The 11,950-nt window shown below is 74.3% G+C and carries 10 protein-coding genes; 7 read left to right on the top strand and 3 right to left on the bottom strand.

All coding sequences use genetic code 11. The features are described from left to right. Positions 1-37 precede the first annotated feature (37 nt). Positions 38-1,276, top strand: a complete 1,239-nt coding sequence (locus FOE67_RS05735; RefSeq protein ID WP_182661102.1) for a VWA domain-containing protein — start codon at positions 38-40, stop codon at positions 1,274-1,276. Further along, positions 1,273-2,163, top strand: coding sequence for a hypothetical protein (locus FOE67_RS05740; RefSeq protein ID WP_182661104.1), 891 nt, complete (start codon positions 1,273-1,275; stop codon positions 2,161-2,163). Before FOE67_RS05735 ends, FOE67_RS05740 begins: the two co-directional genes overlap by 4 nt. A gap of 81 nt (positions 2,164-2,244) precedes the next feature. On the opposite strand, the gene FOE67_RS05745 is transcribed toward FOE67_RS05740, so the two are convergent. Further along, positions 2,245-2,763, bottom strand: coding sequence for a GNAT family N-acetyltransferase (locus tag FOE67_RS05745; protein ID WP_182661106.1), 519 nt, complete (start codon positions 2,761-2,763; stop codon positions 2,245-2,247). A 242-nt stretch (positions 2,764-3,005) separates the two neighbouring features. On the opposite strand from FOE67_RS05745, the gene FOE67_RS05750 reads away from it, so the two are divergent. From FOE67_RS05750 to FOE67_RS05770, 5 genes are read left to right on the top strand one after another with little or no spacing between them, the layout of a single operon-like run. Continuing rightward, positions 3,006-3,797 (top strand): hypothetical protein, encoded by a 792-nt coding sequence (locus FOE67_RS05750; protein WP_182661109.1) that lies wholly within the window; start codon positions 3,006-3,008, stop codon positions 3,795-3,797. 32 nt (positions 3,798-3,829) lie between these two features. Then, a complete protein-coding gene (locus FOE67_RS05755) occupies positions 3,830-5,038 on the top strand; it encodes a hypothetical protein (protein ID WP_182661111.1) in 1,209 nt (402 codons plus the stop codon). Continuing rightward, positions 5,035-6,534, top strand: a complete 1,500-nt coding sequence (locus tag FOE67_RS05760; RefSeq protein ID WP_182661113.1) for a hypothetical protein — start codon at positions 5,035-5,037, stop codon at positions 6,532-6,534. The genes FOE67_RS05755 and FOE67_RS05760 overlap by 4 nt, the downstream gene beginning before the upstream one ends. Further along, positions 6,534-7,937 carry an AAA family ATPase gene (locus FOE67_RS05765; RefSeq protein ID WP_182661115.1) on the top strand — a complete coding sequence of 468 codons (1,404 nt, stop codon included), beginning with the start codon at positions 6,534-6,536 and terminating at the stop codon, positions 7,935-7,937. Before FOE67_RS05760 ends, FOE67_RS05765 begins: the two co-directional genes overlap by 1 nt. Positions 7,938-7,997: 60 nt before the next feature. Continuing rightward, positions 7,998-8,660, top strand: a complete 663-nt coding sequence (locus tag FOE67_RS05770; RefSeq protein WP_182661117.1) for a class I SAM-dependent methyltransferase — start codon at positions 7,998-8,000, stop codon at positions 8,658-8,660. Positions 8,661-8,761: 101 nt separating this feature from the next. Here the strand turns inward: FOE67_RS05770 and FOE67_RS05775 are convergent, their stop codons facing one another. Together FOE67_RS05775 and FOE67_RS05780 are read right to left on the bottom strand one after the other, a co-directional pair. Next, the gene (locus FOE67_RS05775) at positions 8,762-9,682 is read right to left on the bottom strand and encodes a S1 family peptidase (protein WP_182661120.1); all 921 of its coding nucleotides are present in this window, start codon (positions 9,680-9,682) and stop codon (positions 8,762-8,764) included. A gap of 724 nt (positions 9,683-10,406) precedes the next feature. Further along, on the bottom strand, positions 10,407-11,855 hold the full coding sequence (locus tag FOE67_RS05780; RefSeq protein WP_182661121.1) for a WGR domain-containing protein: 1,449 nt from the start codon (positions 11,853-11,855) through the stop codon (positions 10,407-10,409). Positions 11,856-11,950 lie beyond the last annotated feature (95 nt).

Raw genomic sequence — 11,950 nt, forward strand, 5'->3', positions numbered from 1 at the left:
TTGGTGGGGAGGCACGCGGGTCTCTATCATCCGCCCAATGATCATAGGAAGAAGGGTGGCGGCGGCCCTCTGCGGCACGCTCGCGGCCCTCATGACCGGTGCGCTCGCGGCCCCCGCCGCCGCCGAGCCCGTCCGCGGGACCGACCCCCCGAAGGTGAACTTCGTCCTCGACGTCAGCGGCTCGATGTCCGAGCGCGACATCGACGGCGACACCCGGATGAACGCCGCCAAGCGTGCCTTCAACGACGTCATCGACTTCATCCCCGAGGGTGTGCACTTCGGCATCCGCACCCTCGGCGCCGACTACCCCGGCGACGACCGGTTGGGTCGCGGCTGCGTGGACAGCTCCCAGCTCTACCCGGTCGGGCCGGTCGACCGCACCGAGGCCAAGACCGCCGTCGCCACCCTCGCCCCCACCGGCTGGACCCCCATCGGCTACGCCCTCCAGGGCGCCGTGCAGGACCTCGGCGACGGAGACGGCATGCGCCGCATCGTCCTGATCACCGACGGAGAGGACTCCTGCGGTGACCCCGAGCCCTGCGAGGTGGCGCGTGAACTGGCCGCCGCCGGCATCGGTCTGACCATCGACACCCTCGGCCTGACCCCGGCCGACTCCGCCGTGCGCGAGCAACTCGGCTGCATCGCCGAGGCGACCGGCGGCACCTACACCGCCGTCCAGGACACCGACCAGCTCGCCGACCGTCTCAAGCAGATCGTCGAGCGCACCGCCGAGGTCCGGGTGGAGACCCCCACCGTCGTCGACGGCGCGGACGAGTGCGCCGACGCCCCCCTGCTCGGCGCCGGCGTCTACAGCGACCGCCAGGAGTTCGGCGAACACCGCCGCTACCGGGTCCAGGTCGCCCCCGGCCGTGAACTGCGCGCCTCCGTCGCCGTCGCCGCCGACCGGCCCGTGAACCGCGACCACGGAGTCCTCCTCCGTCTGTTGAGCGAGGACGGCCGGGAGCTCGTGCGCGGCAGCACCGCCGGTCACGGACGCACCGACGTCATCGCCACCGGCCTGCGCCATCCCTCCGGCGCCGAATCCGAGGAAACCCTCTGCCTGGAGGTCTCCCACTCCTTCTCCGCGCCGGACGAGGTGCAGCGCACCCCCGGCATGCCCGTCGAACTGACCGTCGATCTCGCGGCCGCGGCCGAGACCCCCTCCGACGTGGCCGCCTTCGGCCTGGCCCGGGGCTGGATCCCGTTGCTCGTCCTCACCCTCACCGGACTCGCCGCCGGCGTGCTGTGGGGCCTGATCCGGAGGGTTCTGGCATGACACACCCCCAGCGCGTCCCGCACGCCCACCGCGCCCGCCGCGCCGTCGGTCGACTCTCCGCCGTCCTCGCGATCGGTGCCGCCCTCCTGTGGGGCACCACCGCTCCCGCCCTCGCCGAGGACACGGACGACACCGGAACCGGCGCGGGCACCGGCGGTCCCTCGACGGTCGCCGCCGGCACCTCCTTCCGGACCGCCGGTGTCCTGGAACAGGGGGGTGTCGCGACCTCCTCCGCCACCATCGGCGAGTACCTGTACTGGGTCTTCCCGGTCGCCGCCGGCCAGAACGCCAACGCCTCGGCCACCGTCACCTTCCGCGACCAGGGCACCCGCTCCGGCCCCACCACCTGGCGGCTCGACCTGTACGACGGCCTGCGTCGTCTCCAGCCGTGCACCGCCGGCCGGGCGGAGGACACCGCGGAGGCCACGGCCGACACCCTCGTGCTGGACTGCACCCTGCGCACCGTCCGGGCCTGGGCCGAACCCTGGGCCAACGACCCGCTGCCGGGCGCCTACTACCTGCGGCTGACCGCGGTGGACCTGCCCGAGGAGGACCTCGGGCTGCCGGTGGAGGTGACCCTGGAGGTCGGTGCCGAGGACGCGGGCGGCGCCCGCGCCCGGGGTGGCGAACTGCCCGCACCGCTCCTGCTCACCAACCGCGCCGGGGAGATCGACCCCACCGCCCCCGCCGACGGGGAGGACGCGGAGGCCTCCGAGGGGGAGGAGGACGCCGAACCCGCCGGCGGCGCGAGCGCCCTCGCCGAACCGGAGGTCGGGTGGAACGGCGGCTGGTGGAGCGACCGGTGGCTGTGGACCGGCGCCGGGGGCGTCCTCGGCGGTCTCGCCGCCGTCGCCGGTTACACCCTGGTGCGCCGGCCCCGGGTCTGATCCGGGGTCCGATCCCGACAGCCCCCGTCACCGGGGAAGCGCGGGCCCGGGACCGGCACGCGGCCGGTCCCGGGCCCGCGCTCACCCCCGCAGTTCCTCCGCCAGCAGATCCAGCAACATCCCGTCGCTCCACTCGCCGGTCACGTGGTCGTACCAGTAGCGGCGCAGCACCCCCACCCGCCGGAACCCGCACCGTTCGTAGACCGCGATCGCCCCCGTGTTGCGGGCGTCGGGGTCGATCACCAGGCGGTGGTGCCCCCGCTCGTCGATCAGCCAACGGGCCATGGTGCGCACCGTGTCACCGCCCAGGCCCCGCCCCTGGAAGTCCGGGTGCAGGAAGAGGTCCATGCCCGCGTGCCGATAGTCCGGGTCGGGCTCCTCGTACCACTGGACCATGCCGATGACGCGGTCCTCGAGCGTCACGGCCAGGACCGTGTGATCCTCCGCGGCCAACTCCGCCATCATGTTCGGCCACACCCACCACCGGGCGACCTCCGGCGTCGCCAGGGCCTCCCGGAACGCCGGGGCGTCCTCCTCGACCGCCCGACGCAGCACGATCCGTCGGCCGACGATCGGCCCGCCGCTCTCCTCGGTGCTCATGCCGCCCAGTGAACCCCCGCCCCGCGGCGACGCGCCGCCCCGACACGCCGGGATGGGCTGCCGGGGCGACGCGTGCCCTCCCGCCGGGGGCGGGGCCCCGTCGGGAACGGCGTCCGATCGGTGGGGTGCGAGGGGCCGGCCCGACCCCGTGGCGGACCGGTCCGCCCGGTCCCGTCGGTCCGTCGGCGCCGCGGGGCGCCGGGACGGGCGAACCCCGACCGCCGCGGCGCTAGGGTGGGAATGTGACCCCCTCGCCGGAGGAACAGCGGGCCCGCGCGGCCGAACTGCGTGCCGCGCTGCGGGAGGCCATCCGGGACCGGGACCGCGCGCTGGCGGCCCGCGTCCGCCGCCGGCTGCGGGCGGTGGAGACCGCCGCGGGGGAGGGGAGCGACCGGTCCGACGCCGGGCGCCGCCCACCCGCGCGCGACCAGGTCCGCCGCGCCCTCGTCCTCCTCGGCGCCCCGGCCGCGCCCAAGCTGCTCTCCACCGTCCACCGGGCGTTCTTCGACGAACCCATCGTTCCCTCCCGCATCGCCTCCCTGCGCCGGGACGAGGAGCGCTCCTTCGCCGCCCGGGGTGCCGCCCGCGCCCCCTACGTGTGCGCGGCCCTCACCCATGACCGCTTCGCCCCCGTGCGCGGGCTGCTGGCCCTCTCCGACTGGCCGCTGGAACGCCGGATCCTCGGCCCTCTCGGACCGCGGGTCGATCACCTCACCCACGTCCGCAACCTCGCCCTCCGGGTCCGGGACATCCGCGCCGCCGGTGGCACCGAATCCCCCGCCGCCGCCGACCTGTTGCGCCGCTTCGCGCTCACCGTCCCCGGGTCCCACCGCACCGACGACGGTCCCGACCCCGCCCCGGACCCCGATCTCCTCGCCCGGGCCGCCGAGGCCGAGGCCCGGCTGCACGCCGCTGTCGACGATCGCCACCGGCACACCGCCGCCGCCCGGGCGCGTGCCCAACTTCCCCTCGACCGACAGTTGTTCGGTGCGGCCCCGTTGCAGGTCATCCGTCCTGTCACCGACCTGTCGTAGCCTGTGCCCCACCGTCCACCCGAGAAGGGACCATGTCCACGCACCCGTCCGAGGACCGACTCGCGACCCTGCGCGGTCCACTCGCCCCGGAGCCCTGCACGGCGCGCGGCATCACCGCCCTGACCGCCAACCCCGGCTGTTCCCGGCGAGCCGTCCTCGACGCCGCCGGTATCGACAAGGCGACCCTCGCGGCCCGCCTGGGCCGGCCGGCGCGGTTCGGTCAATCCCCCTTCGCCCTCGCCCGGGGGCGCGCCTTCGAGGCGTTGGTCAAGGCCAACGGCTACGCCGAACTCATCGCGTTGGTACGGGAGAAGCTCGGCGTTCCGGTCGAGGAGGCCGCCGTGGCCGACCTCAACGAGGTCGGCGGCAGCGCCTCGCCCGCCCTGCGCGCCCGGGAGACCGGGCACCTGCTCGACCGGCTGGCCGCCGGCGCGGAGGAACGCCTCCTCCTCGACCACCCCGTGGTCCCCCTGGAGGTCGCCGGCCGCACCGCCCTGCTGGAGCCCGACGCCGTCACCCACCGCGTCGACGGCCGGTTCCACGTCGTGGAGATCAAATCCTTCGCCGTCATCGACGGCCGGGCCGACCCCGCGAAAACCGCCGAGGCCGCCAAGCAGGCCGCGGTCTACGTCATCGCCCTGCGCCGTCTGCTGGAGAGCCTCGGCCACGACCCCGCCCTGGTCGCCACGGAGTTCCTGTTGGTGTGCCCCGAGGACTTCTCGCAGCGCCCCGTCCTCGCCCGGATCGACGTGCGCCAGGAGATCGAGGCCATCGGCTTCCAACTCTCCCGTCTGCGCCGCGCCGACGACCTGGCCCGCGCGCTCCCGGCGGACGCCACCCTCGACCTGAGCCTCCGGTCGGACGGCACCCCCGCGCGCACCGACGCCGAACTCGCCGCCGGCGTCGGTGCGCTGGAGAGCCACTACACCCCCGACTGCATGGGCTACTGCGACCTCGCCCGGCACTGCCGCGCCGAGGCCGTCGAGCAGGCCCGCCCCGAGTGCCTGGGCGGTCGGGTCCGCGACGACCTGCCCGGCATCGACTCCACCCGCACCGCCCTGCGCCTCATCGACACCCCCGGGGACGGGGAGACCCTCGACCCCGGTCACGCCGAGGTCGTCGAACGCCTGCGTGCCGCCGCCCGGTTGTACGACTCGCGTCGTCGCCCGCCCGGACCGCGCCTCCCCACCGCTTCCTCGGAGACCTCTCCCGACGCCCCCGCCGGGAGGAGCGCCGGATGAGCCTGCTGACCACCGTGGCCGCCCTGCGCGCGGCGGAAACCGGGACCGCGCAACCCCTGACCACCGTGCGCCACGCCCACATCGACGACCATCCCGTCGTCCTCATCCCCCTCACCCTCGCCGGGGAGGCCTGCGCCCCGCTCGCGGCGATGGTCGGCACCGACCGGGACCGGCCGGTCCTGCTGACCGTCCCCCAGCCCCGCGACCGCACCCTGCGCTTCCGCTTCGCCGAGGAACTCGCCGACATCCTGCTGCCGCTGATCGACGGATGCCGGACGGAGAGCGAGACCTACGAGGCGGGCCGGCCGAAGGAGGAGCGGACGCGGTGGACCCGCGCCCCGCAGATCCTGGTGCCCAACCCCGGCGGCATCGAGTTCATCCGCCTGCTGGGACGCTCCACCCGGCTGCGCCGCACGGACGGCCCGCACGCCGTCGCCCCCACCGTCCCCCTCCTGGGCAACTGGCTCACCTGGTTCGCCGACCGCACCGACTTCCCCGGCTCCGGTCTCCTGTTGGCCATGACCCGGCTGCTCACCGACCACTGGGCCACCGGCTGGAGCCCCGGGGAGAACGCCCACCTGCCCTCCCTGCTGGCCTGGATCGATCCGCCGCCCGGCCGCACCGGGGCCGAGGCCGCACTCCTCGCCGAGGACCCCGCCGAGCACCCGCCGGCCGGTCCCACCACCGACCCCGTCTTCGACCGCACCCTGCACGAGTTGACCGCCGCCCGCGACGCGGCGCCCGACGACCGGGCGCGAGCAGCGGTCGACCGGACCATCGCCGACGAACTGCGATCCCAACTCGCCCCCACCTGGGAGTTGATGTGGCGGGGCATCGACCTGTTGCGCGCCCTGCCGCCGGCCGCCCGGGTCCCCGGGCGCCGTGCGGTGGACCGCACCGTCTTCACCCACTACACGACCTACCTGGAGGAGGACGGTCGCCCCCGCGCCCGCCGGGACCACGCCGCCTCCGCCGCCCGCCGACTGGCCCAACTCGAGGACGCCGTCGCCCGGTACGAGAGCGAACGGGCCTTCGACGACCCGCTGGTGATGGCCCGGTACGAGCTGACCGGCGAGGCGTTCACCGGCACCGTGGTCGACCGCGACCCCGACCGGATGGTCGAGAACGGGCGGGCCGGCCTCTTCCGACCCGCCCTCACCGTGCGCGTCGACACCCGGCCGCTCCTCGCCGTCGGCACCACCGTGCGCTGCGCCGGACGCGACGGACTCAAGGCGGAGATCCTCGACCGCCGGGAGGCCGCCGGGGCCGGGTGGGAGATCGACCTCCAGCTCACCGGGGGCCTCGGCCGGGTGCGCAAACCGCCCGCCCCCGAGGGGGTGATCCCCGACCTCGGGGAGGAACTGTGCTGGACCACCCTCGGCGGGTACATGACGCCCGCCCCCCTGCCCGCCGAGGAGGACACCCCCTGGACCCACGGCGGGCCGCCGCAGCCGTACGAACCCACCCCCGACGACGCCGAGGAGAGCTGGGAGTGATGTCCTTCCCCGCCGAGGTGCCCCCCGTCGCCGATGGGCCCCCGCCGCTCGGCGAGGTGCCCCCGAGCGGCGGGGACGACCTTGCCGACGCCCCGCCGGGGGTCCGCGCGGACGCCGCCGTCGCCCGGGTCCTCGCGGACCTCGACACCACCACCGAACGCGGCATCGTCGTCGACTCCCCGCCCGGCGCCGGCAAATCCACCCTCGTCGTCCGCGCCACCGGCCACCTCGCCGAACAGGGCCGCCCCGTGATGATCGCCGCCCAGACCAACGAACAGGTCGACGACCTCGTCGACCGACTGGCCGGCACCCACCCGGAGCTGGCCATCGGCCGTCTGCACGCGGCCGGGCACGTCCTGCCGCCCCGTGTCACCCGACACCCCCGGGTCACCGGGGCCGCGAGGATCGATCCGTTGCGCGAGCTCCCGGTCGTCGTCGGCACCGCCGCCAAGTGGGCCCACGTGGACACCACCCCCTGGGACTGGGCCATCGTCGACGAGGCCTACCAGATGCGCTCCGACGCGTTGCTGCGCACCGCCCGACTCTTCGAACGCGCCCTGTTCGTCGGCGACCCCGGCCAACTCGACCCCTTCGCCACCGTCGAGACCGACCGCTGGACCGGCCTGAGCTGGAATCCGATGAGCAACGCCGTGGACGTCGTGCTCGCCCACAATCCCGGCATGCACGGCCGCCGCCTCCCAGTCTCCTGGCGACTGCCGGAGACCGCCGCCCCCCTGGTGCGGGACGCCTTCTACCCCTTCCAACCCTTCGTCCCCGGCACCGTCGCCGCCGACCGCGTCCTGACCCTCGACCCCGCCCCGTCGGGCGCCGACGACCCCCGGGACACCGTGCTCGACCGGGCCGCCGCCGGCGGCTGGGGGTACCTCGAACTGCCGGCACGCCCCACCCTGCGCACCGACGGGCAGCTCGCCGACGCCCTCGCCGGCACCGCCGACCGCCTGTTGCGCCGGGCCCCGCTCGCCAACGGCGAGCCGATCGGCGCCGACCGGGTGGCCATCGGCACCGCCCACAACGACCAGGCCGCCGCCGTCCGCGACCGCCTCGCCGCCCTCGGCCCGCACCTGGCCGGGGTCACCGTGGACACCGCCAACAAGCTCCAGGGACGCGAGTTCGATGTCACCCTGGTCTGGCACCCGTTGTCGGGCCGCACCGACGCGAGCGCCTTCCACCTGGAGACGGGACGGCTGTGCGTGCTGCTCTCCCGCCACCGGCACGCCTGCGTGATCGTCGCCCGCGCCGGCATCCGGGAGCTGCTGGACCGTCATCCCACCACCCGGCCCGTCCACCTCGACGTGCCGCCGAAGTTCCCGGACGGCTGGAGGGCGCACCAACTCGTCCTCGACCACCTCGACCGACCCGCCCACCGCGTCCCCGGGGGGTGAGGCGGCGGAGTCGGGGAGGGGGAGGGCCGCCGGGGCGTTCCTCCTCTATGCTCCGCGGCCATGACCGAACTCCCGTTCCTCGCCGCCACCCGCGACTCCTACGACACCCTCGCCGAGGGGTACACGGAGAGGATGGGCATCGGCCCCGACTTCTTCGGGGGACGGCCGATCGAGCGGGCCCTGCTCGGGGCCTTCGTGGAACTGGTGCGCGCCGCCGGGGGAGGACGGGTCGCCGATGTGGGCTGCGGGCCGGGTCCGTTGACGGACGAACTGCACCGCGCCGGCCTGGACGTCCTCGGGATCGATCTGTCGCCGGGCATGGTCGCCTCCGCCCGTCGCGCCCATCCGCACCTGCGCTTCGAGGTGGGGTCCATGACCGCCCTGGATCTGCCCGAGGCTTCGCTCGGCGGGCTGCTCGCCGCCCACTCGATCATCCACGTGCCGTGGGAGCACCGTCCCCGTGTGTTCGCCGAATTCCGCCGGGTGCTCGCGCCCGGTGGCATCCTGATGCTCACCTTCCAGGTCGGCGAGGGGCGCCGTCACTTCGACGAGGCGTTCGGATCACCGGTGGATCTGGACTGGTACCGCCAACGGCCGGAGGAGGTCACGGAGTTGCTGGGGGAAGCCGGGTTCGAGCCGATCGCCGGGACCGTGCGCCGGCCCATCGGGAGGGAGAAGACCCCGCACGGCTCCGTCCTGGCCCGGGTTCCCGCCCCGGCGTAGGCGACGCGGGACGCACGTCCCCTCCCCCCCATACCCGGGCGGCCCCGCCGGCGGGACGTGCCGGCGGGGCCGCGAGGAGTGAGGGGACGGGGGTCAGGCGGTCACGGCAGGCTGATGCCGTGGTTGCCCAGGGCCCGGGTGACGGGCTCGTAGAAGGTGGTGCCACCGATGGTGCAGTTGCCCGAGCCGCCGGAGGTCAGACCGACCGCGGAGTTGCCGGACCACAGCGGGCCGCCGCTGTCACCGGGTTCGGCACAGACGTTGGTGCGGATCATGCCGTAAACGATGTCGCCGCCGCCGTAGTTCACGGTGAAGTTCAGGCCCGTGACCGAGCCGGAGCGGCACCCGGTGGTGCTGCCCGAGCGGGTGACGGGCATGCCGACGTAGGCGTTGGCGATGCCGGTGATGTTGACGGTGGAGCTGCCGCAGACAACCTGGCTCGGGTTGGCCGAGGAACCGCCGCTGACCGAGATGTAGCCGTAGTCGGCGCCGGGGAAGTTCGAGTAGGCGGTGGGACCGAGGTAGGCGGTCCGGGCCGCGTTGCTGTACCAGGCGGGGTAACCGTCGGTGCAGTGACCGGCGGTCAGGGCGTAGGTCCCGCCCTGGACGTTGAAGCCGAGGGAACACCGCCAACCGGCACTGGCGTAGATGGCCTGCCCGCCGCGCAGCAGCGGGGAGAAGGTACCCGGCACCTCCTCGATCTCCAGGGCCCCGGCGTTGGCGCCGGCGCTCCGCAGGATCTGCCGCAGTTCCTTGTCGCTGACGCTCTGGTCGACCAGCACCGTGACGGTTCCGGTCTCCTCGTCCACCGACCAGGCGGTGCCGCCGACATCCGTCGACTCCACGGCCTCGGCTGCGGCGTGGAGTTGAGCGGTGGTGAACTCCTGCGCGGTCGCGGCGGCGGAGCCCGGCAGGGTCAGGGCCAGGGCCGCGGCGAGGCCGGCCGAGATGGCGAGCACACGGCCGAGCCCCCTCCTGCGGCGGTCGCCCCGGGTGCCCGTGGTGGTGCGCTTGATTCTCACACGTCCTCCTGTGGGGGGAATGAGCGGATCGCGCTCGTGAACGGTGAATCGGCGAGGGAATCCGAATGATCTTCTTCATCGAAATCCATCACGATGTGTGAGTATTCAGGTGGCTTCGATGTGTCACAAGAGTGACTCTCGGCCGGTTGTCGATGGAGCGGGAAAAGTCGTGACGGACCGGTGGGGCACCCGGGGTTTCCGTGTGGGTGATCGCCCGCCCCCGGGGGAGGAAGGCCGGTGGGGTGGAAGGCGAGGTGCGGGAGGAGGGGCGGGGCCCCGAACACGCGACCCCCGACCCCGGGACGCCGTACCGTCCCGCCGGTGGGTCGCGCGGGTTCCCCGTGGTGGGACACCGACCGTTCGGCAGCCCTCGTCACCTGCGGCAATCCGTGGCCCCCGGGGTCCCGACAGGACGGGGACGCCGCGCTTCCGCCTCCCTCCCCGTCCCGCGGGTGGGGACGCCCGGGTGCCGACGGCGGACGCCGCTTCGGCGGATTCCACCGCCGTCACCGAGGGGTCCGGGGACGCTCCGGGGCGGAGGTGGGGCGTCCGGGGACTCCATCCGGGCGCGTCCGCCTCCCGGTGGCCCGGGGTGGCTCATACGAATGGTCCGTCGATGTGTTCGACGGGTGGGAAGGAGGTGTTCCCCCGCCCGGGGCCTTTTCCCGCCCCGGCTTCGGCGCCGGGGCGGGAGACGTCCCTCGGTCCGGAACCCCGCCATCGGTCACATGAGCCGGTGGATGTCGCCGCGCACCCGGTAGAAACCGCCCGGGGCGCCGTGCAGGGCTTCGACGACGAAGCGGGCGCCGGGTTCGCGTATCCCGCGGGGGAACTGCACGAACCAACCGGGCTCGTATCCCTCGGAGACCACCCGCACCCGGGTGCGGGATCCGTCCCGGAAGCACTCCACGACCACGCCGTCCACCGGATCGGAGACCGCGGTCAACTGCGCCGCCGTCGCCGCGGGGACCCGGGTGGGCAGGGCGGCGGCGGCCTTGACGTCCACCGGCGTCGGGATCGTCCCGCGCTCCGCCGCGGTGATCGCCTCCGGACCCGCGTCCACGCAGGCCATGGTGCCGTCCGTGGTCACCAGGTACAGCCGCTCGCGGTGGTACTGCATGGACAGCGCCGAACCACAACCGGTGCCGAGCTTCCACAGTCGGGTGCCGTCTGCGGCGAAGCAGTAGACGGATGACGCGGAGTCACCCGCGAAGACGTGTTCCCCGTCGGGGGAGGTGGCGCAGGAGTACACCGAGGCGTCGCAGCGGTATTCGGCGAGCAGTCGACCATCGGACTTCGCCAGTCGGGCCACGGTGCGCGAGGAGGTACCGGCGTACACGGCGTCGCTCTCCTGCCAGCCGAAGAGCACCGGGCCCCGGGTGGGGGTGTGCCACCGTCGACCGGAGCCGTCCGTCCGCCAGGCGGTGACCCCCGCGCTGTGCCCGTGGTAGACGGAGTCGGTGTCCCGGCGCACCATCCAGCCGCCGCTTCCCTCGCCGCGTCGGGACCACTGGAACTCCTCCTCGTGGTCGATGACGGTCAGGCCGCCGTCGCGGTCGGAGACGTTGAGCACGCCCTCGTGGATGTCGAGCCAGAAGATGTCCACGTCCGGCTCGACGGTCCAGGCCGCGAACGGCAGCTTGCCGGAGAGGTCGTAGACCGTGCCGTCGTCGCATCCGGCGTAGATCCAGAAGTCGTCGGCGACGAGGCACTTGACGCCGCCCGGCAGGCGGTAGCGGGCGGTGACCGAGCCGTCGTGGTCCAGGGCGTACACCTCGCCGTCCTGGTTCCCCACCCAGCACCGGTCCCCGTCGACGTGGATCCCGAAGGCCGCGGAGCCGGTGCGGAACCGCCACAGCACCGGGGCGCCGGAACGGGCGGTGGAGGGGGCGGAGACGGTGGCCCGGCGGGTGACGGACCGGGGCGCGCGACCACCCGGGACGGCCGGGGCGTAGCCCTTGCGCTCCTTCTCGGCGAGCTTGCGCGCGGCGGCGGCGCGGGCCTTCTCCGGGGAGGCGAAGGTGCTCACCCTGCGCTGTCCGTCCGCGCCGATCCGGCCGTATCGCACGGATACCTCGCGATCCGTGACGGTCACCTCGTAGAACTTGTGGGCCCCCTCGCCGTCCTCGGACAGTTCGAGGTAGGTGGTGGCGGACGTCCCCGCGACGGACATGGCTGTGCTCCCTCCCCGGACCGGCCGATCGGCCGGTCCCGATGATCGAAAGGTAGGGCGGGGCACTGACATCGACCCCGCCGTCACCTCCGCCC

The sequence above is a fragment of the Streptomyces calidiresistens genome (assembly GCF_014141525.1).
Lineage (GTDB): Bacteria > Actinomycetota > Actinomycetes > Streptomycetales > Streptomycetaceae > Streptomyces > Streptomyces calidiresistens.